Consider the following 23,177-nt stretch of genomic DNA (forward strand, 5'->3'; position numbering starts at 1 on the left):
GCCAGCCGGCTAGATGCAGTCCCTGTGGGAGCGAGCTTGCTCGCGATAGCGGAGTGTCAGACACCTCGATGCTGAATGCACCGCCGTCATCGCGAGCAAGCTCGCTCCCACAGGTTGTCCTCTGATTCACCAAGGAACTGATTTCATGTCCTGGATGCCTCCTACCCATGAGCTGTTGTCGCCAATCACCAGTGACGACGGCTCGCAGATCGAGCAGATCACCCTCAAGCCGCTGTACTACGCGGCGCAAAAAGACGCCCTGGCCCGTGCGGGCGATGACGAAGACGATCAGTTCTTCGAGCTGGCCAAGCTGGCCACCGGCCTGTCGGTCAAGGAACTCGACCAGCTCAAGCGCCCGGACTACGTCAGCATTGCCCAGTACGTGCACGAAATGTCCACGCGCCCGGCGTCGTACTTTCTGGATGACCCACAGGCCGACCCCGACCAGGTGCAACTGCTGCAACCGCTCGACGTCGCGGGCCGCAGCCTGACGTCGCTGACCCTGGAAATGCCGGTGCTGCGTGCCACCAAGGCGATGAAAAAACTGAAGACGGCCAAGGAACGCGCCGAGTTCATCACGGCCCATTGCACTGGCCTGATGATTCCCGATCTGGACCTGCTGACCGTGCCCGACTGGACACAACTTCAGGTGCGCATTGACGATTTTTTAAACAAACCGGCGGACTTCTTTCGGAGCGCGACATCGAAGTGATCCTCGATGTGGTGCCGCTCATTTACTCGGTAAGTGAGGCGGAAATCCTGGAGTGGGACGCCGGCAAGGCCTTGCGCCGCTACGACATCGCGATCAGTCGCCTTGGCGTGAAACAGGAGTAGAGCGGGATGGCGGACGATAGATATTCGCTCAAATACGCAACCTTCAATGAGAGTGGGTTGGCGTTCGGTAGTACCAGCCTCACCAGTGGCGTGTCGGCACAAGGCGCGTTCGCCAGGGACCAACTGGCGAGCCTCGATCTGGCGCTGGAAACACTCGGGCTCAAGCTCGGGCTGCTGACCACGGCGATCGAGTCACTGACGGTGAAGCTTTCGGCGCAACGATTGTTTTCTCAAACGATGGGCGCTGACGCCAAGGGCGCGTCGGCCAATGAGCCAAAGGGCAAGTCCAGTGGCGGTATCGAACCACTGGCGCTGCTCAAGCCTGCGATAGCAATGGATTCGGCCATGGCCGAGCTGAAGCAGGTCACCGGATTTACCCCTCGCCAGCTTGAACAGACGACTGAGTCAACCCGGCACGTCGCCACCGCTAAGCTGGTGGCGGCCGGGGGCACCACGGCGGTTGAAGTGGTGGGGATGCAAAGCCTGGCGGCCAGAAAAGGCATCGGTAACGATTTGCCCGATGCCTCGGACCGACCGCAGGAACTGTCGCGTTTCGCCTCGGATGCTGCCGTCATCGCGACGGCGTCCAGGAGGCCGGCCATGGAGGTTGCCGAGATGCTCGCCGACTGGCGCATCTCCATGAAGCTCAGCGGCGTTCAAGCCTTTGACTTGGCGGATGCAACCAACCAGCTGGGCAAATTACCCAATGGTGCGAAAGCGGCTGAGATAGGCACGGTGTTGCAGCGTGACGGTGCGGCCGCGACCTCGGCAGGCCTGGCCCCGGCGCAGGCCGCAGCGGTGACGGCGGCGTTGCTCAATACCGGTACCAAGCAAGCTGAAGCCGGCTTGGCTCTGGATAGCTTCACGACGGCCCTGGGCAAGGGTGACCAGGCCTCCGCCACCGAGCAATCGGCCTGGAAACAGTTGGGGCTGGAACCCACGGCGGTGGCGAGCGGCTTGCGTGACAAGGACACGGCGTCTGGCACGGTGATGACGGTGCTGGCGGCCTTGAACGCGCAACCGGCCGAGAAGCGCTCGGCCCTTGCCACCACGCTCTTCAGCAATGGCGATGAAGCCGTGCTGCGCATGGCGCAGAAACTGACCGATGTGAATGCGGCCTTCTTGCAGGTGAAAGACCCCGGCCAGTACGCCACTTCACAATTGGGCAACAACGGCTCGGTGCGGCAGGACGCGTTGGCGCTGTCGAACACCCGGCAGGGCCAACTGAACGTCCTCAACGCCCGCAGCGAGCGTTTGTCGGTGGCCACGGGAAATGCCCTGATGCCCTCGGCGGATACCTCGTTCCAGTGGCTGGGTTCGCTGGCCGATGGCATGAGTGAGTTGGCTGAGTCCTCACCTAAAGCCGCTGCGGCCATCGTGTTGATTGGCGCGGCGATCAAACCGCTGCTGGGTGCGCTGCTCAAGGCTGTTGGGGATGAGATCTCCAGTCAGGTGGCCAAGCGGGTGTTGGGCAGGGCCGCTCCGCACCTTCCCGGCCGATTGGGTGAGGTGATCTCCGAAGATTTCAGAAACCCTCGTGTGAACAAGCTGGAAACAAGCAATGCCAACCAGCGTCCCGAATCCCCGAGCAGGCCGAAAATACCCGTCAGTACACAAGGCTCACTCGGGCCAACGGCCTCATTACGCTCGATGACTCGTAGGGCGCCCGGCCCATTGAAAGTAGTTGGCGCCGTCGCTGATGTGGCCGAGGGGGTCCTTACCGGCGACAAACGAATGATGGGCGCAGGCCTGGGCGCCGCAGGTGGCGGCTGGGCAGGCGCTGCTGCGGGGTCTGCGGCCGGTGCCGCTTTGGGCAGTGTCGTTCCGGTGCTCGGCACTGCCATTGGCGGTGTGATTGGCGGACTGCTGGGCGGCTGGTTGGGGAGCGATGCCGGTGCGTCCCTGGGTGAGAAGCTCGTCGCCCCCGCCGACAGACTCGCCGCTCCGGACCAGGTCAGCAAAGACCTGACCAACGCCCAAACCAGCCAACAACAAAACACCATGACCGCCAACATCTACATCAACGGCCAGGACCAGGCCAGCGCGAGTCAGTTGGCCAACCTGGTTGTGCAACAGCTCTCGGGCCAGTTCGGCCTGACAACCATGCCCAACTCACTTGCCATGCGCAGTGACGCGGCCCTGACCGACGGAGGTACGTGATGCGTCAGCAAATGGTACTCGGCAGTTTCATTTTCGGTCTGTCGAGAAACTTTGCGTACCACAGCCTGGTACGCACCTCGGACGGTGGCTGGAAGAGCATCGACATCCTCACCAGCAAACCCAAGTCCAGCCAGATCGGCCAAGGCCTGCAAGGGCTGACGATCACCGGCAAGTCGATGTACGCGACCGCCATGGATCGCCTGGATGAGTTGCGCGCCTTGCAGGCGCAGCGCGTGCCCGTGCCGTTGGTTGACGGCATCGGTCGCAATTGGGGCCTGTGGCAGATCAGCAAGGTCACGGAAACCCAGACCGAGATCATTGATGACGGCACGGCGATGGTGGTCGGCTGGGTGGTTGAATTGACGGAGTTCGCCAATGCGTAGGGTTCGAAGTATCGCCGGTGATTCGGTGAATCTGTTGCTGTACCGCGAGCTTGAGCGTTGTGACGATATCGTCGAGGAGGCGCTCTGGCTGCTCAATCCGGGCTTGGCTGAATGGGGCCCGGCATTGCCGGCCGGGGTGTGGGTTGTCCTGCCGGAAGTGGATCTCAAACCTGTTGCACCCACACCGGTTTCGGCCTGGGATTAAGGAGGCAACATGTCACTGGGTTTCACGCCTGCGGTGGAAATTTATGGTGCGAACGCCGCACTGCTCAACGAACGCCTGCTCAAGTGGGAGCACGTCGACGCGGCGGGGATCGAGTCCGATCAACTGACGCTCACCATTAGCCTGGACGGGCTCCAAGGGTTGCCCAGCCTGGGCGGGAAGATCGGTCTGCGGGTCGGTTATCTGGAGTCGGGGCTGGTGGATAAAGGCGAGTTCGTCATCACCCGACGCACGCCGTTCCTGTTCCCCCTGCAACTCGTGCTGGTGGCCATGGCCGCACCGTTCAGTGCTGCGGATCAGACCGGCTTCAAGCAACGCCGATCCGTCAGCCATGGCCCGACCACCCTGGGGGCCTTGTTTCGGCAACTGACTTCCAGACACGGTTTTTCTCCCCGTGTGGCGCCGGACCTGGCGCTGATAAAAATCGAGCACATCGACCAGACCAACGAAACCGACATGGGCTTCCTCACGCGCCTGGCCCATCGTTATGACGCTGTCGCCAAGCCGATCAACGAGTTGTATGTGCTGGCTCGGCGCGGCCAGGCGAAGTCGTTGTCGGGCAAGGTCCTGCCCGAGATGAAACTCTCGGTGACGACCAACAATCGCCCGGGTGACCACGCGTTCATTTCGGCCAAGTTTGATGAAACCGCCCGGGCCAAGTACCAGGGCTGCAAGACCCGGTGGTGGGATGCGGCGGCGGGCAAGCTGCAGGTCGAGGAGAGCGGCCTCGCGCCGTTCAAGACTCTGCGCCAGCGCTTCCAGAGCGCAGACGATGCCCGTGCCGCTGGAGAAGGCGAGGTACGCCGGATGGAGCGCGAAGCACTCAAGGTGAACATCGAGTGCCCTGGCAACCCGGGGCTCTCGGCCGAGGGCATCGTATTGCTGGATCCCACCTGGCCGGACTTCATGCGCGGTCGCTGGTCGATCGACAAGGTCACCGCCAGTGGCGACCGGGAAAAAAGCTACCGCTGCTTGATTAATGCAACCTGCCTGGATGCCAAGGCCTGACCTCATCGCCCCTGTGGGAGCGAGCCTGCTCGCGATTGCGGTATGACATTCAACATTTGCACTGACTGACACGCCGCTATCGCGAGCAAGCTCGCTCCCACAGGTCTCCCTGATTGCATCTTCTCTACAACCGGAATTCTTCCATGAAGATCACACCGATCCTCACGCAGTTGCGTGAGCAATGTCCGACGCTCGCCCATCGCGTGGCCGCAGGCTTTGACCTCGCCACGCTGCAAGCCGAGACCCCGCTGCAGACACCCTGCGCCTATGTCCTGCCCACCGCCGACATTGCCAGCAAGAACGCGGCTCAGAACGTCACGCTGCAAGCGGTGCGTGATCGCTTCGATGCGGTGCTGGTGCTCGACACCACTGATGCGACAAAAGCGCTGGACCTGCTGCACGACCTGCGGGCCGAACTGTGGCGCGCGTTGGTGGGGTTCAAGCCGGGCGCCGAGTACACCGGCATTGAATACGACGGCAGCGAACTGGTTTCCATCAATAGCAGCCGCGTGTTGTACCGGCTGCGCTTTTTCGCCGAGTTCCAGCTGGGCCGCAATCTGGCGAGCCAGCCTGCCGAAAGCTGGCACGAGCGTGAACTGGACGGCTTGACGTCCTTTACCGGGGCCACTGTGCGGGTCGATGCCATCGACCCGGCGGACCCCAACCTGAAACGTCCCGGCCCCGACGGGCGCGTGGAACTGACTTTCTCTGGAGACGTAACCCCATGAGCAAACGCATCACCGTGCTGCCGGCCCCGGGCCGTGCGGTACCGGACCCGGAAGCGGGCGATCTGTTGCCCCTCGAAGGCCGTGAAGTGCCAGACAACGCCTGGTGGCGTCGACGTCTGGCCGACGGCGACATCACTACCAAAGCCGTGAAAGCGGCAAAACCACAGGGAGCCAAATAATGGCGATCGGATTCAGCAACATTCCCGCGGACATTCGTGTGCCGCTGTTCTACGCCGAAATGGACAACTCGGCCGCCAATAGCGCGTCATCGGCCATGCGCCGGTTGATCGTCGCCCAGGTCAACGACAACGTCGCCCCGGCCGAGGTCGGCAAACTGGTGCTGGTGTCCAGCGTCGCATTGGCCAAGAACATCGGTGGGCAGGGCTCGATGCTCGCCTCCATGTATGAGACCTGGCGCAAGACCGACCCGCTCGGGGAGATCTGGTGCCTGCCGCTGCGCAACGTCGAAGGCGCCATCGCCGAGGGCGTGCTGACCCTCACCGGTGCGGCGACGGAAAGTGGCGTGCTCAACCTGTACGTCGGCGGTGTGCGCGTCCAGGCCGCCATCGTCAGCGGCGCCACGGTGGCGCAGGCTGCCACTGCGCTGGCCTTGAAAATCAACGCCACCGCCGACCTGCCGGTGACCGCTGCGGCCGCCGAAGGTGTCGTGACCCTCAGCGCCAAATGGACCGGCGACAGCGGCAACGACATCAGTCTGCAATTCAATCGCCTGGGCAAGAGCAACGGCGAAGACACCCCTGCGGGGCTGACCACCGCCATCACCGCGATGACCGGCGGCGCCGGTGTACCGGACCAGACCGAGGCCGTCGCGGCCCTGGGCGACGAGCCGTTCGAATTCATCGCCATGCCTTGGTCCGATGTGGCGAGCCTCAATACCTGGCAAGCGGTCATGGACGACAACACCGGTCGCTGGTCCTGGGCCAAGCAGTTGTTCGGCCATGTCTACAGCGCCAAGCGCGGCACTATCGGCACCCTGGTTGCTGCCGGTCAGGCGCGCAACGACCAGCACATGACCCTCCAGGCGCTGGAGTTGGGCGTACCGCAACCGTTCTGGGTCCAGGCTGCTGCCTTGGCGGCTCGCACCGCGGTGTTCATCTCCGCCGACGCCAGCCGTCCGACCCAGAGCGGCAGCCTGCCGGGCTTGGACCCGGCACCGGCCAGCGAACGTTTCACCCTGACCGAGCGGCAGTCGCTGCTCAACTACGGTATCGCCACGGCGTACTACGAAGGTGGCTACGTACGCATCCAGCGTTCCATCACCACGTATCAGAAGAATGCCTTCGGCCAGGCGGACAACTCCTACCTGGACAGCGAAACCATGCACCAGTCGGCGTTCATCGTGCGGCGTCTGCAGAGCGTGATCACCAGCAAGTACGGTCGCCACAAACTGGCCGCCGACGGCACCCGTTTCGGCGCCGGCCAGCCCATCGTGACCCCTAGCACGATTCGCGGCGAGCTGATCGCGCAATACGCCAAGCTCGAACTGGAAGGCCACGTGGAAAACGCCGAGCTGTTCGCCGAACACCTGGTGGTCGAGCGCGACAGCCAGGACCCGAGCCGCGTCAACGTGCTTTTCCCGCCGGATTACATCAACGGCCTGCGGGTGTTCGCGCTGCTCAACCAATTCCGCCTGCAATACGACGCCGCCGCCTGACAGTAGCACTCAGTCATATGCATTCAGCCCACCTTGCGTGGGCTTTTTATTTGAAGGGAGAAACACCATGGGTCAACTGATTGCGGGCACCTGCTACGTCAAAGTGGACGGCGCTCAACTGACCATCAACGGTGGCTGCGAAGCGCCACTGATGTTCACCAAACGCGAAACCGTCGTACCGGGTTTCTACAAGGAAACCGACATTGCCCCGTCCTTCAAGGTGACGGCGCTGCACACCGCGGACTTCCCGCTCAAGCAACTGGTTGCGGGCACCGACATGACCGTCACCTGCGAATTCAACAACGGCAAGGTCTACGTGCTGGCCGGCGCCTACCTGGTGGAAGAGCCTGTGTCCAAGGGTGACGACGCCACCATCGAACTGAAATTCGAAGGCATCAAGGGGACCTGGCAATGAGCGATGTCGTGACGCTGCGCGTGGCCATTGAGGCCCACGGCGAGCCGGTGAGCGAACTGACCCTGCGCCGTCCGACGGTGCAGGAAGTCCGGGCGATCAAGGCGCTGCCGTACAAGATCGACAAGAGCGAGGAGGTGAGCCTGGACATGGACGTCGCGGCCAAATACATCGCGGTGTGCGCCGGTATTCCGCCGTCGTCGGTCAACCAGTTGGACCTGGCTGACCTCAACGCCCTGAGCTGGGCCGTCGCGAGTTTTTTCATGAGTGCGGCGTCGCAGCCATCGGCGACCTGATCGCCGCCGCCTATGACCTGGCCTGGTTCTGGAAGGTTGACCCCGAACAGATGATGGCCAGGCCACTGGATGTGCTCCGCGAATCCCTGGAGCACGCGCAACGGATCAATGCGATGCAGCAGGTGCAGTGATGGCAGACACACAAACGGTAGAGAAAAAAGCGGTGCTGCTCACGGGCATCGATGAGCTGTCACCCAAGCTCGCCGGCCTTCGTGCGAAGGTCGCGAGTTTCAAGCAGAACCTCGACGCCACGGGCCTGGGCAGCCTGGACATTTCCGGTCTGCTGCCCAGCGGCGGCCTGGCCCAACCGTTTATGGACGGGCTCAAGTCGGCGCTGGCCTTCAAGGACGAAGCGGGCGCAGCGAGCGCGTCGGCCAGTGCCGTCCAGGCGCCTGACGCGCCCCGTGTAGCGGCACAGAACCTGGATGGATTGAAGACTTCCATCAGCAACGTGTCGGTGCAGTTCGGCTCGGCCCTGGGGCCTGCGGTCAACGCGGTGGCGGTCAGTTTGCAGCCCATGGTCAGCGGCGTGGCCCAGGTGCTGCAGGACAACCCGCAACTGGTACAGGGCCTGGCGAATGGCGTCGTGGCGTTCAACGCGATCCAGATGGCGGTCAGCGGTGCGAGCCAAGCGTTCGAAGTGGTGAACCTGGCCTTGAAGATGAATCCCATCGGCTTGATTGCCATGGGCATCGCCTTGGCGGCAGGGATGATCATCGCCCACTGGACGCCGATTTCGGCGTTCTTCGCCGGGCTCTGGCAGCGGCTTGCGCCCATCGTGCTGCCGATGGTCGAGTTCTTCAAGACGATGTTCGCCTTCACCCCGATGGGGTTGGTGATCAGTAATTGGGGCCCGATCAGCAGTTTTTTTGGCGCGCTCTGGAATGTGATCGTGGCGGCGGCAACGCCGGTCATCATTTTCATGCAGACGTTGTTCGCCTGGTCACCCTTGGGTTTGATTGTTGCCAATTGGGCGCCCCTGACCGGGTTGTTCGCGGCGATCTGGGACTTGCTCAAAGCGCTGACCGTACCGGTGATGGATGCCCTGAAAGGCCTGTTCGACTGGACGCCGTTGGGGCTGATCATGGCCAACTGGGGCACGATCGGTGAAGTCTTCGCCGGGATCTGGGAGGGCATCCGCAATCAGGTGTCGATCATGCTGGCGGTGTTCAGCGGCCTGTTCGATTGGTCACCCATTGAAGGCCTCACCCAGCAGTGGGGGCCGGTGGGCGAGTGGTTCAGCCAGTGGTGGAACGAATTGCAGGCGGTGATCGCGCCGATCAAGGCGTTATTCAACGGCGGTTTTGGCGAGATGATCACCTCGTTCACCGGTAAGGTCGAGGGACTGACCGAGGCGCAGCGCGCCACCAATGCCGAAGGCAAGGGAGAGCTGGCACCGGCGTTTTTTGGTGGGGCTGGCGAGCAGCCTCCGGGACTGTCTTCGAGCTTGGCGCCGGCGCCCACCGGTTCATCGGCGAGAGCGTCATTGGCGCCTGGGACCTTGCCACAAACCTCCAGCACCCTGGTGCAACAAAGCGCCGCCAACAACCGCACTCAACTCGAAGGCGGCCTGACCGTGCGCTTCGAAAACGCGCCGGCCGGGTTGCGCGCCGATCCGCCTCAGACCAATCAACCGGCCCTGGCGGTGAGTTCGCGCATCGGCTATCGCTCACTTTCCACAGGAGGTTCCAATGAGCTGGCGTGATCGTTTGTTGCCGGCGTCGTTTCGTGGCGTCGGGTTCTGGGTCGATCAGGCGAAAACCCCGGTCGGCCACAAAGGCCAGTTGCATGAATATCCGCAGCGTGACCAGCCGTTTTTCGAGGGGCTCGGCCAGCAGGCGAAGATTCATGAGTTGACCGCGTTCATCGTCGGCCCCGATTGCCTGGAGCAGCGCGACAAGCTGCTCAAGGCGTTGGAGCAGGGCAGCGGTGAACTGGTGCATCCATGGCTGGGGCGTCTGCAGGTCAAGGTCGGCGAATGCGACATGACTCAGACCCGTCAGGACGGAGGGGTGGTGACGTTCGCCCTGAAGTTCTACCCCGACCAGCCGTTGCAGTTTCCCTCGGTCACGATCAACAGCCAGAAACTGCTGCTGGTCTCGGCCGACAGCTTCCTCGGTTCGGCGGTGCGGCGCTTCGAAGACGCCATGACGTTGATCAAGGCTGCCCGGATCGGCATTGCTGACCTGCGCAACAGCCTCAAGGATATCTACGGCGTGATCGAGCAGGAGCTCAAGCCGTTGATCGAGACCTATCGGCAACTCAGCGATCTGGTCAAGGCGGTGAAAGAATTGCCCAAGGAAGTGGTGGCCGAGTTCAAGGGATTGCTGGGGGACATTCGGGAACTGAAGGACTTTGCCCGTGACGGCTATCGCGGCGTGATTGCCAGCGTGTCGCAACAGGTGGAAGCCATTCGCAAGGCCGACGCCCCAAAACTCACCACCGGCAAGGACACCACGGCGGCGGCCCAGGCCGTGGCCGATCTGGTGCAAGACACGCTGCTAGTGCAGGCCGCGCAATGGATTGCGGCGATGCCGGTGGCAGTGCCTGCGGTCAAGTTGGGGGCCACGCCGTCGGTGGCGCAACAGGCCGTGCAACCGGTCCAGCGCCGGGACGTGCCGGTGGCCGACGATGTGCTGGCCCTGCGAGACGCCCTTAACGATGCGATCTGGCAGGCATCCCTCAAGGCTGATCCAGAGCACTACCAGGCGATGAACAACCTGCGCCAGCAAATGGCCGCGCACTTGACGGCGGTGGCGTCGTCGGGTGTAAGGCTGATCAACCTGTCTTTCAAGCAAAGCCTGCCGGCGCTGGTGGTGGCGTATCAGCAATTCGCCGATGCCACTCGGGTGACTGAAGTGACCCAGCGTAACGGCGTCGCCCATCCTGGTTTCCTGCCGCCCAATGACCTGAAAGTCTCCGGGGAGTAAGCCATGAACGAGCTCGACAACGCTGTCTCGCTTACTGTCGGCGGGCTGGATTACGGCGGCTGGAAAAGTGTGGAAATCAGTGCGGACCTGGAGCGTCAGTTCCGCACCTTCAAACTCGATATCACCTGGCAATGGCCGGGGCAGACCCAAGCGGTGCCGATCCGTCCGGGTGATGAATGCCAGGTGCGCATTGGTGCCGACCTGGTCCTCAGCGGTTATGTGTTCAAGGCACCGGTCAGCTATGACGGTCGGCAGATCAGCCTGAGCATTGAAGGCGGTTCCAAGACCCAGGACCTGGTGGACTGCGCGGCGATCAACCGCCCGACTCAATGGCGCGGGCAAACGGTGTTGAGCATCGTCCAGGCCCTGGCGTCGCAATATGGCGTGGGGGTCATCAGTGAAATCCCTGAAACCGCGCGGTTGAGTGAACACAGCATCGTGCCGGGGGAAACGGTCTTCCAATCCATCGACCGTTTGCTGACGTTGTTCCGGGTGTTCTCCACCGATGACGCGCAAGGCCGCGTGCTACTGGCCAAACCCGGCAGCGGCGGACGGGCCAGTGATGCGTTGGAGTTGGGCAAGAACATTCTGTCGGGCAACGCACTGATGGACTACAGCCAGGTGTTCTCCGAATACCGGGTCATCGGTCAGCACAAGGGCAGTGATCAGCAGAACGGGGCGGCGGTGAGCGAAGTCTCTGGCACCGCCACGGATCTGGGCTTCAAGCGCAAGAGGGTGACGGTGATCAGCGAGAGCGCGCAGTTGACCTTCGAACTGGCCCAGCAACGGGCCGATTGGGAAAGCGCCATCCGCACCGGCAAAGCCTTGACCACCACCTACCGCGTGCAGGGCTGGCGCCAGGTCAATGGCGATTTGTGGCGGCATAACACCTTGGTGCGGGTGATCGACCCGGTGCTAGGGTTCGACGGTGACATGTTGATTTCCAAAGTGACGTATTCCCTATCGGCACAAGGCTCCGTCACCACCCTGCAAGTTGCACCGCCGCATATCTTCGACGCCAACCCGGTGCCGCCCAAAACCTGAGCCAACGCACAGCGCCTTGTGGGAGCGGGCTTGCTCGCGAAAGCGGTGGGTCAGCTTGCCTCAATGTTGAATTTGCCTGCCCCTTCGCGAGCAAGCCCGCTCCCACAGTATTTCGAGATCGCCTCCACGTTTCTGCCCACCGCAAATCCCTTGTGGGAGCGAGCCTGCTCGCGATGGCGGCAGCCCAGCCAATAGAGATGTTGATTCGAACACCGCGTTCAAGTCCCCGATTCTCAAGGAAACCCTCAATGAGCCTACTGACCCGCCTCCTGGCGCGCGGCACTGTCGTGCTCGCCAATTCGGCCACCAAGCTGCAATCGCTGCAAATGCGCCTCACCGCCGGCGAAGTGAATGACGACATGGAGCACTTCGAACCCTACGGCTTCACCAGCAACCCGTTGGCCGGTGCCGAGGCCATTGCCACGTTCCTGGGGGGCGACCGCTCCCATGCGGTGGTGCTGGTGGTCGCCGATCGCCGTTTCCGCCTCAAGGCCCTGGCCCCTGGCGAAGTGGCGCTCTACACCGATGAAGGCGACAAGCTCCACTTCAAGCGCGGCCGGGTTATCGACATCGAAACCGCGACCCTGAACATCCGCGCCAGCAGCGCGGTGAACATCGACAGCCCGGTCATCAACCACACCGGCAAGCTCGTTTCCCAGGGCGACCAGATCGCCGGCGGCATCAGCCAGATCAAGCATGTGCATGTCGGCGTGCAGGCCGGCAACGGTCAGACCGGTGCGCCGGCGGGAGGCCAATGATGTTCATCAGCCAGAACCTGCACGCCGCCCTGACCCGCTCGGTGCTGATCAGCCTGTTCACCTGGCGCCGCGCCGCCGCCGACGATGCCGTCGACGACGAGGAACGTTTCGGCTGGTGGGGCGACACCTTTCCTACCGTGGCCGACGACCGCATCGGCTCGCGGCTGTGGCTGTTGCGACGGGTCAAGCTGACCCGCCAAACCCAGCTCGATGCCGAATTCTATGCCCGCGAAGCCTTGCAATGGCTGATCGACGACGGCCATTGCAAGGCCATCGACATCATCAGCGAACGCCTCGACGCCCAACGCTTGAACCTGCGCACGGTCCTGACCCTGGCTGACGGCGAGCGCCTGGACATCAACCCCGATAACAGTTGGCAGGTGACCTATGCCGTTTGAAACCCCTTCGCTGCCGGTGCTGATCAAACGCGCCCAAAGCGACCTGGCCAGCGATTCGCTGCGCCAGTCCGATGCCCAAGTGCTGGCCCGCACCCTGGGTGGCGCCGCCTATGGCCTGTATGGCTACCTGGACTGGATCGCCGAGCAGATCCTGCCGGACAAGGCCGATGAATCCACCCTTGAGCGCATCGCTGCCCTGCGCCTGAACCAGGCGCGCAAAGCGGCTCAAGTGGCCAGCGGCAGTGTCAGTTTCACCGCCACCGCTGGCGCGGTACTGGATGTCGACACGTTGTTGCAATCGACGGATGGCCGTACGTACAAAGTGACCACCGCCCGCACCACCAGCAATGGCTTGAACACCGCCACCATCGCCGCGCTGGACGCTGGCAGCCTGGGCAATGCCGACGCCGGCCTGGTGCTGACGCCCGTTCAACCGATCCTCGGTATCGGCAGTAGCTTCACCGTGCTGGCCCCAGGGCTGACCGGCGGTGTCGCCCGGGAAAGCCTCGAATCCCTGCGGGCGCGGGTGATCCGCTCTTACCGCATCATCCCCCACGGTGGCTCGGCCCAGGACTATGAAACCTGGGCCCTGGAGTGCCCCGGCATTACCCGCGCCTGGTGTCGCGGCAGCTACCTGGGACCCGGCACTGTCGGCTTGTTCGTCATGCGTGACGACGACCCGCAACCGATCCCCAACGCCGAGCAATTGGAAGAGGTGCGGGCCTACATCGAGCCCTTGCGTCCGGTGACCGCCGAGTTGCACGTGCTGGCGCCGACGCAGCTGCCGGTGAACTACAGGCTGCGCATCACCCCGGACACCAGTGCCGTGCGGGCCGCCATCGAGGCGCAACTGCGCGACTTGCACAATCGTGAAGCTGGCCTCGGCGAAACGCTGTTGCTGAGTCATATCGCTGAAGCCATCAGCAGCGCCACCGGCGAAACCGACCACAAACTCAGCGCGCCTATCGCCGATGTCGTCGCCGCCAGCAACCAGTTGCTGACGTTCGGAGGCTGCACATGGCTGGAATAAGAACCGCCGAGCAGTACCAGGCCCAACTGCGCAGCCTGCTGCCCAGCGGCCCGGCATGGGATCCGGAGCGCGTGCCGGAACTGGACGAAGTGCTGCAAGGCATCGCCCAGGAGCTGGCCCGCCTCGACGCCCGTGCCGCCGACTTGCTCAACGAAATGGACCCGGCTGGCGTGAGTGAACTGGTGCCGGATTGGGAGCGGGTGATGAACCTGCCTGATCCGTGCCTAGGGGCTACGCCGTTGTATGACGATCGCCGTCTGGCGGTGCGTCGGCGGTTGTTGGCGGTGGGCAGCCAGACTGCGGCGTATTTCGTCAGCATCGCACGTAGTCAGGGTTACCCCAACGCGACTGTGACTGAGCACCGCGCGCCACGCATGGGGCTTTCGCGGTTTGGTCAGACGCATTTCGGAACCTGGAAAGTGCAATTCATGTGGACCCTCAACACCGGTGGACGCCTCTCGCTTGGCCGTCGTTTTGGCGCCAGCTATTGGGGCGAACGCTTCGGCATGAACCCAGGCTCTGCCTTGGAATGCCTGATCCACCGCAGCGCACCCGCTCATGCGCAGGTGCACATCAATTATGACTAAGGAGTAGAAAATGGATTATCCAAAAAGCGTGCCCAGTGTTGGCTTGGTCAATGGCAAGTTTGTCGATGAGAATCCTGTTACCGGTGCGCCAGGTTCATTGATTCCGGCAGCTTGGGGCAATTCCGTTACGCAGGAGCTATTGGGGGTCATTACTGGGGCAGGGATGGTTCCTGACGAAGCTGATCTTGGACAGTTGCTGTTGGCTGTACGCAAAATCAACCAGGCAGGATTGGTCGATTACGCATTGGATACTGGCACCGTCAACGCTTACAGCGCTACTTACAAACCTGCGCCCTCGGCTCTGGTTGATGGCTTGATATTGCGCTTCAAAGCAGCACGCGCCAATACCGGTGCTAGCACTTTCGCCCCAAATGGACTACCGGCCAACCCAATCGTAGGGTTGGACCATAACGCCATTCAAAGCGGGGAAATTACCGTTGGTGGCGATGTTTGGGTGCAATGGAATAGCTCCATCGGAAGCGGAGACTGGGTCATGATCGCCAGTACCGGGATGACCAAGGATACGGGCAGTGATGTAGGTGACATCAAAGTTGTAGCGACAGCGGGACCGCCCCAAGGCTGGCTCAAATGCAACGGTGCTTTGGTGTCTCGTGCACAGTACGCGGCATTGTTTGCGGCGATAAGTACGCGTTTCGGGGCGGGGGATGGCAGCACGACCTTCGCCTTGCCGGATCTACGAGGCGAGTTTGTTCGGGGTTGGGATGACGGGCGGGGGATTGATTCAGGAAGGGTTTTGGGGGCAGGCCAGGTCGGGCAGAACGCAACACATATCCACACGGCAACGGCTGCTAATGCTGGTGCGCATACTCATACACTTAGTGCTACGGCCGCGTCGGGCGGAGCTCATACTCACACGCTGAGTGCAACCGCTGCGGCTGATGGGGCGCATACGCATGCCGTAAGTGGTGCTGCAGCAAGTGCGGGTGAACATACTCATACTGCTCCGCGTGCGCAGAACAATGACGTGGGTGGGGGCAGCCCCAACTTTACTACCGCGAACCTGCAAAGCGGCGTGACTGCTCCCACTAACCCAGGAGGAGCACATACTCACACTGTTAGCGGTACGGCGGCCTCAGCTGGAGCCCATACGCACACTGTTTCAGGAACGGCTGCGTCGGCAGGAGACCACACTCACGTCATATCCGGCACAGCGGCGTCCGCCGGGGACCACTCGCATGTCATCACCGTAGCTGCTTCTGGTGGCAACGAGACGCGCCCTCGAAACGTGGCGCTGCTGTACGTAATAAAATACTGATCCGTCGAAAAGCGCCCTGCACAAGGGCGCACGAATGATGAGTCTTGTGGATCAGATGCCAGACGGTCTAAAAATTTCTGCGAAAAACAGTCAGATATAAATTTTTCGCGGCCGATCTAATGTGCCTGTTCCAATTTCTGCTCCAAAACGCATCGTCATTACAAGCAACGTTTTCTATGTCGCTGGACGTCAGATGTGCAGGTTGTTGCCCGAACATCATGGGGAACACGCAGTGTTGCTTGATCTGTTGCCTTACGGCTCTATCAACAGGCTCCGATTTAAATTCGAGTTTTGAAACCTCTTCACAACCCCGTCGGCTAAGTATGTACGCATGTAGTGCGGTAACCCGCCCTCGAGCGATGAAGCGGTGCCAGGTGAGCCATATTTTCCCCATGGTGTAACCCATATAGAGAATGGCGAAGTCTTTCGATGTGATGAATTTGTTGATGTGATTGACTGCACTCGGAGCGAAGGCGTACTGAAGCGCGTCGTCCTCAAGAATCAAAACCCTTGTGTAGTTGCGCTGCAGTGCGAGATTTGCGCATTTCACGTGCGATTCGAAACAGCCTCTGACCGGGTTCTCCCTGTCTGCATCTACCAGCACGAACTCTATGTCCAATCCTGAGTTCTTCATGGATTTGATCAGCAAATCCCTGCGGTCCTGTCGCTCCCTGAGGCTGATGCAAAGGACTCCATCAACCGCAAGTTTGCTGAGATCCTTCGTTTTCATCAAATCGTTCCGATGGGGGTGAGCGGCTGAATATAGCGGTGCTTCCTGCGTTGTCTATGCCGATTTGTCATTTTTCAAGATGTCCTTCAACTGCGTCAAGGAGAACGCCATGCCAATCACGCAGGCACAACTGCTGCAGATCCTCCCGAACGCCGGCGCCAATGCCGGCGTTTTTGCACCTGTGCTGAACGTAGCCATGGGTCATTATCAGGTCATCGGCTCGAAGCGTGTTGCCGCGTTCATTGCCCAGGTGGGTCATGAGTCCGGTCAACTGCGCTACGTGCGCGAGTTGGGCAACAATGCCTATCTGTCGAAATACGACACCGGTCCATTGGCCCTGCGCCTGGGTAACACGCCGCAAGTGGACGGCGATGGCCAGAAATACCGAGGCCGGGGTTTGATTCAGATTACCGGCCGGGCTAACTATCAAGCGTGCGGCGAAGCCTTGGGCCTGGACCTGGTCAATGAACCGGGGTTGCTGGAGCAGCCCCAGTGGGCCGCTCATTCGGCGGCCTGGTTCTGGGCGGTCCATGGGCTCAATACCCTGGCTGACGCAGGACTTTTCGACAAGATCACGCAGCGGATCAACGGCGGCCAGAACGGCGCGACGGAGCGTTGGGCCTTTTATACGCAGGCGTTGAAGGTGCTGGGATGAACCCCGTCATCATGAGGTTCGTCCCGGTGTTTATGCTGGCGCTTCTGCTGTTGGCGACCGGTGTGACGTGGAAAATCCAGGATTGGCGTTATGGCAAGGCATTGGCAGAGCAGGTCAGGCTTCAGGCCGAAACCCTGCGTCAGTTGACCTTGTCGGCCGCTACTGCGCAGCAGTACGAAACAGACAAACGCCTGGCCCTGGAGCAGCAACTCTCTGCCAGCGAACAAACCCATTACCGAGCCTTGAACGATGCCCAACGTGACCAGGATCGCTTGCGCGATCGCCTTGCTACTGCCGATGTCCGGCTGTCAGTCCTCCTCGACGCCGACGATGTTGCCGCCGGTTGTGCAGTGCCTGCCACCCCCCGCGCCGGCGGCGTGGATCATGGAGGCGCGAGAGCCCGACTTGACCCGGCGCATGCTCAACGAATTATCGCCATCACCGACGCCGGTGATCGCGGACTGATTGCCTTGCAGGCCTGTCAGGCCTATATCAGAGCGCTGGGTCGGTAATCCCTCGAGCCTTGCAAGCTTCGAATGCTCGTGTACGGTAGGCCTCAATTGTGTGGAATCAGGAGAGCACCATGGACGACGTCACCGAACTGGCCGCTGAGCTGGGCAGGCGCCTGCAGCTGCTCAATGCCCATGTCACCACGGCCGAGTCCTGCACGGGCGGCGGGATTGCCGAGGCGATTACCCGAATTCCCGGGAGTTCGGCCTGGTTCGAGGCCGGTTTCGTCACCTATTCCAATCGCCAGAAGACCCAGCAGCTGGATGTGCCGGCCGAGTTGTTCGAGAAGGTGGGGGCGGTCAGCCGCGAGGTGGTCGAGGCCATGGTGCGAGGAGCCCAGCAAAAAAGCCTGGCGCGTTTTGCCGTCGCGGTCAGCGGTGTAGCGGGGCCGGACGGGGGTTCTCCGAATAAACCGGTGGGCACCGTGTGGCTGGCCTGGGGTGTTGGCGAGGCGGTGATCAGCGAGCAGCGATTCTTTGCAGGCAACCGCGACGAGGTCCGCCGACAAACGGTGAAGGCCGCGCTAGACGGGCTGCTGCAACATGCCGCTGTAGAAATCTCAAATCAGGGGTAGGCGATCCTCAATCGCTGTGGAATAATACTGGCTACTTATACAGGTGTTGGCCGTCAGGCCTTATTGATTACGTGAGGACTTTAATGGACGACAACAAGAAGAAAGCCTTGGCTGCGGCCTTGGGTCAGATCGAACGTCAATTCGGCAAGGGTGCCGTAATGCGTATGGGCGATCAGGACCGTCAGGCTATTCCTTCCATCTCCACCGGCTCCCTGGGCCTGGACATTGCACTTGGCATCGGCGGCCTGCCAAAAGGCCGAATCGTTGAAATCTACGGTCCTGAATCCTCCGGTAAAACTACACTGACCTTGTCCGTGATCGCCCAGGCCCAAAAAGCCGGCGCGACCTGCGCCTTCGTCGACGCCGAACACGCCCTGGACCCGGAATACGCCGGCAAACTGGGTGTCAACGTCGACGACCTGCTGGTTTCCCAGCCGGACACCGGCGAGCAGGCCCTGGAAATCACCGACATGCTGGTGCGTTCCAACGCGGTTGACGTGATCATCGTCGACTCCGTGGCAGCACTGGTGCCAAAGGCTGAAATCGAAGGTGAAATGGGCGACATGCACGTGGGCCTCCAGGCTCGCCTGATGTCCCAGGCCCTGCGCAAGATCACCGGTAACATCAAGAATGCCAACTGCCTGGTGATCTTCATCAACCAGATCCGCATGAAGATCGGCGTGATGTTCGGCAGCCCGGAAACCACCACCGGCGGTAACGCGTTGAAGTTCTACGCCTCGGTTCGCCTGGACATCCGCCGTACTGGCGCGGTGAAAGAAGGTGATGAGGTTGTCGGCAGCGAAACCCGCGTCAAGGTCGTGAAGAACAAGGTGGCTTCGCCGTTCCGTCAGGCCGAGTTCCAGATTCTTTACGGCAAGGGCATCTACCTCAATGGCGAGATGATCGATCTGGGTGTATTGCATGGTTTCGTCGAGAAGTCGGGCGCCTGGTATGCCTACAACGGCACCAAGATCGGTCAGGGCAAGGCCAACTCGGCCAAGTTCCTGGCGGACAACCCGGAAGTTGCAGCCGCTCTCGAGAAGCAACTGCGTGACAAGCTGCTGAGCCCGGTTGCAGACGTCAAATCCGTGGCCAACCGCGAGCCCGTTGACGATCTGGCTGACGCTGACATCTGATCGATCCGATGACCGTCGTACTCGATACCCTCGTCGCGGTGCGGCGAACCGCGATGGACCTGCTCGCCAGACGCGAGCACGGTCGAGTCGAGCTGACGCGTAAACTGCGTCAGCGCGGCGCTCCCGATGAGTTGATCGACACGGCCCTCGACCGTTTGACCGAAGAGGGCTTGCTGTCGGAATCCCGTTACCTGGAAAGCTTTGTCTCTTATCGCGCCCGCTCCGGTTATGGTCCTTTGCGCATTCGTGAGGAGCTGGGCCAGCGCGGTTTACAACGCCCGGATATCGAGCTCGCCTTGCGCGAAAGCGGTATCGATTGGCAGGAGCAACTGACGGACACCTGGCGTCGCAAGTTCTCAGGACATTTGCCCATCGATGTACGGGAACGAGCCAAACAAGGGCGTTTCCTGGCGTATCGAGGCTATTCCATGGAAATGATCAACCGCTTGTTCAGCGGTCGCGGTATGGATGACTAAACAAAAAACGGCCCGCTATTTCGATAGCGGGCCGTTTTTTTATGGGCTCAGGTTACTTTGATCGGGTCCCATGTGAGGGGATGGGGCTTTTGGGCGGGCTGGGCCCAGTTTTCCGACAAGTTGATGTAGTCCACCAGCTCCCTCAAGCGGCCGTGGTCGCGGGCGTTGAAGGCAAACGCCAGTCGAGTCAGATGACTGAAACGGGCCTCATCGTGCTCCTCGCCGCTGTAGTCATGCTGATGAAAGCAGTCGTTCAGGCACAGGTCGGCAAAATCTTTCTGCATTTGCTGCAGTGCCTGTTCGCTTAGCTTGTGATTCATGCGGATCACGAACTGATGCTTGAGCCAGCGACTGGAGTGGAAGTTGCGGTAGAACTGATTGATCTCTTCCACGGCTTCTTCGGCGTTGTACACCAAACGCATGAGCTTCATGTCAGTGGGCAGGATGTAGCGGTTCTCCTCCAATTGCTCACGAATAAAGTGCAGGGCTCCTTGCCAGAACTTGCCTCCTGGAACATCCAGCAGGACCACCGGTACCAGCGGGCTCTTGCCTGTCTGCACCAGCGTCAAGACCTCCAACGCCTCATCTAACGTGCCGAAACCGCCGGGGCAGAGCACCAATGCGTCGGCCTCTTTGACGAAAAACAGTTTGCGGGTGAAGAAGAAGTGGAATGGCAGCAGGTTCGGTGTGCCTTCCACGGTCGGGTTTGCGTGTTGCTCGAAAGGCAGGGTGATATTGAATCCCAGGCTGTGGTCGCGTCCTGCGCCTTCATGGGCAGCGGCCATGATGCCACCGCCGGCACCGGTGATGACCATCATGTCCGAACGGGCCAGGGCAGCCCCCAGCTCTCGGGCCAGGCCATACAGCGGATGTTCGATGGGCGTTCGGGCCGAGCCGAAGACTGTGACCTTGCGGCGGCCCTTGAACTGTTCGAGTGTACGGAAGGCGTGCTCCAGTTCCCTCAGGGCTTGTAGCGTGATCTTGGCATTCCAGCGGTTGTGATCTTCCTGGGCCATGCGCAGCACAGTCAGGATCATGTCGCGGTAAATGGGGAGGTTGGGGCTGTTGGGGGACACCAGGTTGAGTTGCTCTTCGACCTTGCGGGTGAGGTCGTGGCCATGGTTCTCAAAATGACGACTGAGCAGGTCATTCGGTTTGTAAGGCATTCAACTTCTCCTTATTAACAGAACCCTGGCCCGAACGAGAGATTCGTCAGGGCTACGACACTCCGTGTGTCGTTGTCGGCCCAGGCCCGTGCCTGGACGTTCGACCTGGCTCGACGCGGTCTGCAGCAAAGCGATCAAGCCATCCAACAGGTTCCGTTTTTCCCTTGGATGAAAAACAATCACACGGCAAGGTGCTGGCAGGGCAGCCTCTTTCTGCCCAATGAAAAAGAGATACTTCTGAATCTAGCTGATCTTCGCAGCCTTGATCATGGCGCTCAAAAGTAACCGTTGGCAACCGCTGATACAGGCGCTGAAATATCGCGCCGCTCGTCAGATTGCCGGCCGGGTGCGTGCCGCTCTGATTTACTGATAACAAGCGTGCCAATGCAATTTGACGCCCAGGGCTGGGTGCCACGTGATGGATTGAAGCGGATCGGGCATGGAGGCGGGAGAAATGACCAGGGTGACTCTGGAGCTCGACAGGCAGTTGTACCTGATGCTGCGGGAATCGGCACAGGCCAATCGGGTGAGCCTTGAGGAAGAATGCTGTCGTCGGCTGGGAGGGCGAGCGTGGCGCTCGCGTTACTTGCAGGCGCTGGTGGCAGAGTTGCGCGCCGACGATGAGCAGCGGCGCGCAAGCTCGGGTTGATTACTTCTTCGTCTTGGCGGGTTTCGGGCAATCCGATTCCTGGAAGCGCTCGGTCGCGACCGGGCGGTTGGTTTTAACCTCGGTGAACTCATAGCGCATCGTTGCACCCTTGGCCATCAACTTGCGGAAGCCCGGATTGGTGCACACCGTGGAGCCCAACTGGAAATACACGGCCTTGGGGTCTGCGCGCATTTTCTGGGCATGGCTGCTTTGCACGCTGAGATGGTTGATCAGCTCGGTGCCTTCGACGGTATAGCCCTGGTCGAGAATATCTTCGCTGATCGCCCGCGGCGTACCGACGCTACTTTCCTTGGCAACGTTCTGCAGCATCTTGTTCAGTTCGAGTTCTTTCAGCGAAGCAGCCTGAGCGCTGAAGGACGTCGCCAGCAGAACGGCAACGGTAGGGACGATAAGGCGCAGCATGAAACTCTCCTGGTTCAGTGACTGGTGGTTCGACCGATCACATGACTGTGCGTTCAGTGGCCGGGAATTATAGGGGAGCCCGGGTGGACGGTACAGACGCGTGCGCTCTGGTAGACTGCCGGCCTTTATTGCCCTGCCGAGTGTTGTTCGTGTCGAGTTTTCCTGTCTGTCGGCGTTGCCCACGATGAATCACGCCCCTAACGCCGTAGCCCGCCTGCGTGACCAGCGCATGGATGAGGGGATCAGACCGATTCAGGCCCGTGGTTGGCGCGCGCCCCGTTGCAGCGCCTGCCGCGTGATCGAAAGCCATTGCCTGTGCGCCTGGCGTCCTAGCGTCGAGACCCGCTCCGGGGTCTGCCTGATCATGACCAGCAAGGAAGTGTTCAAGCCGAGCAACACCGGTTGGCTGATTGCCGATGTGGTGCGTGACAACCACGCGTTCATCTGGTCGCGCACCGAGGTCGATGAACAACTGCTGGCGCTGCTGAACGATCCGCAATGGCAGCCGTACCTGGTGTTTCCGGGCGAGTACGTCGAGCCATCGCGGGTCACCCACACGGTTGACCTCGATCAGTCCAGGCGTCCGCTGTTCATTCTGCTGGATGCGACCTGGACCGAGGCGCGGAAAATTTTCCGTAAAAGCCCGTATTTCGACCGACTGCCGATCCTGAGCCTGCTGCCCGACAGGCTGTCGCGTTACCGCCTGCGCCGTTCGACCCGCAGCGAGCACCTGTGCACCGCCGAAGTGGCGGCGTTGTGTCTGGAGTTGGCGGGGGACAGCGACGCCGCGTCGGCCCTGGACGCCTATTTCGATGTGTTCAGCCAGCATTACCTGGGCGCCAAGGGCCAGCAGGAGGTGAACATCTCGACCCCGGCCCACGCCGAGTTGCAAGCCTTTATTCGTACGCCGCGAGCAGTATTGGCCCAATAGTGGCCCATACTGGACACTGCGGCGGTCGTGCTGCTTGACCACCCCGGCTTCGCTGGGCATGCTTGGCGCCGACCAGGGCGCCACCAATGTTTGAAACGCCGTGTTTGGCGTTGAATGTGTCCCTGTGGATGCCGCAGACATGGCGGTGTCTTGAGTTGCTTGGCGAGGCGCGAATCATCGGGCCT

General features: G+C 61.2%; 28 protein-coding genes. 25 read left to right on the forward strand and 3 right to left on the reverse strand.

From position 1 onward, the window contains the following. Positions 1-145 precede the first annotated feature (145 nt). From Q7F16_RS06560 to Q7F16_RS06645, 18 genes are all read left to right on the forward strand, one after another. The gene (locus Q7F16_RS06560) at positions 146-712 is read left to right on the forward strand and encodes a phage tail assembly protein (protein ID WP_046065000.1); all 567 of its coding nucleotides are present in this window, start codon (positions 146-148) and stop codon (positions 710-712) included. A gap of 128 nt (positions 713-840) precedes the next feature. Beyond that, positions 841-2,994: a phage tail tape measure protein gene (locus tag Q7F16_RS06565; protein ID WP_409555894.1), complete on the forward strand. Its 2,154-nt coding sequence runs from the start codon at positions 841-843 to the stop codon at positions 2,992-2,994. Beyond that, positions 2,994-3,377: a phage tail protein gene (locus Q7F16_RS06570; protein WP_409555893.1), complete on the forward strand. Its 384-nt coding sequence runs from the start codon at positions 2,994-2,996 to the stop codon at positions 3,375-3,377. The genes Q7F16_RS06565 and Q7F16_RS06570 overlap by 1 nt, the downstream gene beginning before the upstream one ends. Further along, on the forward strand, positions 3,370-3,582 hold the full coding sequence (locus tag Q7F16_RS06575) for a tail protein X (RefSeq protein WP_186651676.1): 213 nt from the start codon (positions 3,370-3,372) through the stop codon (positions 3,580-3,582). The genes Q7F16_RS06570 and Q7F16_RS06575 overlap by 8 nt, the downstream gene beginning before the upstream one ends. Positions 3,583-3,591: 9 nt before the next feature. Further along, complete coding sequence (locus Q7F16_RS06580) at positions 3,592-4,608, forward strand: phage late control D family protein (protein WP_409555892.1); 1,017 nt, start codon at positions 3,592-3,594, stop codon at positions 4,606-4,608. 143 nt (positions 4,609-4,751) lie between these two features. After that, entirely contained in the window at positions 4,752-5,336 is a 585-nt protein-coding gene (locus tag Q7F16_RS06585) for a phage tail terminator protein (RefSeq protein ID WP_409555891.1), read from the forward strand. Further along, on the forward strand, positions 5,333-5,515 hold the full coding sequence (locus tag Q7F16_RS06590) for a DUF2635 domain-containing protein (protein WP_003198311.1): 183 nt from the start codon (positions 5,333-5,335) through the stop codon (positions 5,513-5,515). The genes Q7F16_RS06585 and Q7F16_RS06590 overlap by 4 nt, the downstream gene beginning before the upstream one ends. Further along, positions 5,515-7,011 carry a phage tail sheath subtilisin-like domain-containing protein gene (locus Q7F16_RS06595; RefSeq protein ID WP_409555890.1) on the forward strand — a complete coding sequence of 499 codons (1,497 nt, stop codon included), beginning with the start codon at positions 5,515-5,517 and terminating at the stop codon, positions 7,009-7,011. Before Q7F16_RS06590 ends, Q7F16_RS06595 begins: the two co-directional genes overlap by 1 nt. A gap of 67 nt (positions 7,012-7,078) precedes the next feature. Continuing rightward, on the forward strand, positions 7,079-7,426 hold the full coding sequence (locus tag Q7F16_RS06600; RefSeq protein ID WP_003198314.1) for a phage tail tube protein: 348 nt from the start codon (positions 7,079-7,081) through the stop codon (positions 7,424-7,426). Continuing rightward, the gene (locus tag Q7F16_RS06605; RefSeq protein ID WP_003198316.1) at positions 7,423-7,719 is read left to right on the forward strand and encodes a phage tail assembly protein; all 297 of its coding nucleotides are present in this window, start codon (positions 7,423-7,425) and stop codon (positions 7,717-7,719) included. The genes Q7F16_RS06600 and Q7F16_RS06605 overlap by 4 nt, the downstream gene beginning before the upstream one ends. Before the next feature lie 130 nt (positions 7,720-7,849). Then, a complete protein-coding gene (locus tag Q7F16_RS06610) occupies positions 7,850-9,424 on the forward strand; it encodes a phage tail protein (protein ID WP_409555889.1) in 1,575 nt (524 codons plus the stop codon). Further along, entirely contained in the window at positions 9,411-10,649 is a 1,239-nt protein-coding gene (locus Q7F16_RS06615) for a DNA circularization protein (protein WP_409555888.1), read from the forward strand. The genes Q7F16_RS06610 and Q7F16_RS06615 overlap by 14 nt, the downstream gene beginning before the upstream one ends. A 3-nt stretch (positions 10,650-10,652) precedes the next feature. Beyond that, positions 10,653-11,693: a phage baseplate assembly protein gene (locus Q7F16_RS06620; protein WP_409555887.1), complete on the forward strand. Its 1,041-nt coding sequence runs from the start codon at positions 10,653-10,655 to the stop codon at positions 11,691-11,693. Between the two features lie 248 nt (positions 11,694-11,941). Further along, on the forward strand, positions 11,942-12,451 hold the full coding sequence (locus Q7F16_RS06625) for a phage baseplate assembly protein V (RefSeq protein ID WP_409555886.1): 510 nt from the start codon (positions 11,942-11,944) through the stop codon (positions 12,449-12,451). Continuing rightward, entirely contained in the window at positions 12,451-12,849 is a 399-nt protein-coding gene (locus Q7F16_RS06630; protein ID WP_186705541.1) for a phage GP46 family protein, read from the forward strand. Before Q7F16_RS06625 ends, Q7F16_RS06630 begins: the two co-directional genes overlap by 1 nt. Further along, positions 12,839-13,879, forward strand: coding sequence for a baseplate J/gp47 family protein (locus Q7F16_RS06635; RefSeq protein ID WP_409555885.1), 1,041 nt, complete (start codon positions 12,839-12,841; stop codon positions 13,877-13,879). Before Q7F16_RS06630 ends, Q7F16_RS06635 begins: the two co-directional genes overlap by 11 nt. Then, positions 13,867-14,466, forward strand: a complete 600-nt coding sequence (locus Q7F16_RS06640; RefSeq protein WP_046064986.1) for a YmfQ family protein — start codon at positions 13,867-13,869, stop codon at positions 14,464-14,466. Before Q7F16_RS06635 ends, Q7F16_RS06640 begins: the two co-directional genes overlap by 13 nt. Positions 14,467-14,476: 10 nt before the next feature. Beyond that, the gene (locus Q7F16_RS06645; protein WP_409555884.1) at positions 14,477-15,742 is read left to right on the forward strand and encodes a phage tail protein; all 1,266 of its coding nucleotides are present in this window, start codon (positions 14,477-14,479) and stop codon (positions 15,740-15,742) included. Positions 15,743-15,809: 67 nt separating this feature from the next. On the opposite strand, the gene Q7F16_RS06650 is transcribed toward Q7F16_RS06645, so the two are convergent. After that, the gene (locus Q7F16_RS06650; protein WP_046064984.1) at positions 15,810-16,472 is read right to left on the reverse strand and encodes a hypothetical protein; all 663 of its coding nucleotides are present in this window, start codon (positions 16,470-16,472) and stop codon (positions 15,810-15,812) included. 109 nt (positions 16,473-16,581) lie between these two features. Between Q7F16_RS06650 and Q7F16_RS06655 the strand changes: the two genes are divergently transcribed. The 5 genes from Q7F16_RS06655 (at position 16,582) to recX (ending at position 19,823) form a co-directional block, all read left to right on the forward strand. Next, positions 16,582-17,127 (forward strand): glycoside hydrolase family 19 protein, encoded by a 546-nt coding sequence (locus tag Q7F16_RS06655; RefSeq protein WP_046064983.1) that lies wholly within the window; start codon positions 16,582-16,584, stop codon positions 17,125-17,127. Beyond that, positions 17,124-17,639 carry a lysis system i-spanin subunit Rz gene (locus Q7F16_RS06660; protein WP_409555883.1) on the forward strand — a complete coding sequence of 172 codons (516 nt, stop codon included), beginning with the start codon at positions 17,124-17,126 and terminating at the stop codon, positions 17,637-17,639. The genes Q7F16_RS06655 and Q7F16_RS06660 overlap by 4 nt, the downstream gene beginning before the upstream one ends. Before the next feature lie 71 nt (positions 17,640-17,710). Continuing rightward, positions 17,711-18,211, forward strand: coding sequence for a CinA family protein (locus Q7F16_RS06665; RefSeq protein ID WP_409555882.1), 501 nt, complete (start codon positions 17,711-17,713; stop codon positions 18,209-18,211). An 83-nt stretch (positions 18,212-18,294) separates the two neighbouring features. Continuing rightward, positions 18,295-19,347 (forward strand): recombinase RecA, encoded by a 1,053-nt coding sequence (gene recA, locus Q7F16_RS06670; RefSeq protein WP_014336835.1) that lies wholly within the window; start codon positions 18,295-18,297, stop codon positions 19,345-19,347. Positions 19,348-19,355: 8 nt separating this feature from the next. Then, on the forward strand, positions 19,356-19,823 hold the full coding sequence (gene recX / locus Q7F16_RS06675) for a recombination regulator RecX (protein WP_409555881.1): 468 nt from the start codon (positions 19,356-19,358) through the stop codon (positions 19,821-19,823). A gap of 47 nt (positions 19,824-19,870) precedes the next feature. Here recX and Q7F16_RS06680 read toward each other — a convergent pair whose 3' ends face one another. Next, complete coding sequence (locus tag Q7F16_RS06680) at positions 19,871-20,989, reverse strand: TIGR00730 family Rossman fold protein (RefSeq protein ID WP_018607948.1); 1,119 nt, start codon at positions 20,987-20,989, stop codon at positions 19,871-19,873. A gap of 454 nt (positions 20,990-21,443) precedes the next feature. Between Q7F16_RS06680 and Q7F16_RS06685 the strand changes: the two genes are divergently transcribed. Continuing rightward, positions 21,444-21,638, forward strand: a complete 195-nt coding sequence (locus tag Q7F16_RS06685; RefSeq protein WP_014336838.1) for a hypothetical protein — start codon at positions 21,444-21,446, stop codon at positions 21,636-21,638. Here the strand turns inward: Q7F16_RS06685 and Q7F16_RS06690 are convergent, their stop codons facing one another. Continuing rightward, positions 21,639-22,061: a quorum-sensing-regulated virulence factor family protein gene (locus Q7F16_RS06690; RefSeq protein ID WP_018607947.1), complete on the reverse strand. Its 423-nt coding sequence runs from the start codon at positions 22,059-22,061 to the stop codon at positions 21,639-21,641. Positions 22,062-22,245: 184 nt separating this feature from the next. On the opposite strand from Q7F16_RS06690, the gene Q7F16_RS06695 reads away from it, so the two are divergent. Next, positions 22,246-22,992, forward strand: a complete 747-nt coding sequence (locus Q7F16_RS06695) for a tRNA-uridine aminocarboxypropyltransferase (RefSeq protein WP_079303635.1) — start codon at positions 22,246-22,248, stop codon at positions 22,990-22,992. Positions 22,993-23,177: the final 185 nt, after the last annotated feature.

Source organism: Pseudomonas sp. Lb2C2, assembly GCF_052112205.1.
GTDB classification, from domain to species: domain Bacteria; phylum Pseudomonadota; class Gammaproteobacteria; order Pseudomonadales; family Pseudomonadaceae; genus Aquipseudomonas; species Aquipseudomonas kilonensis.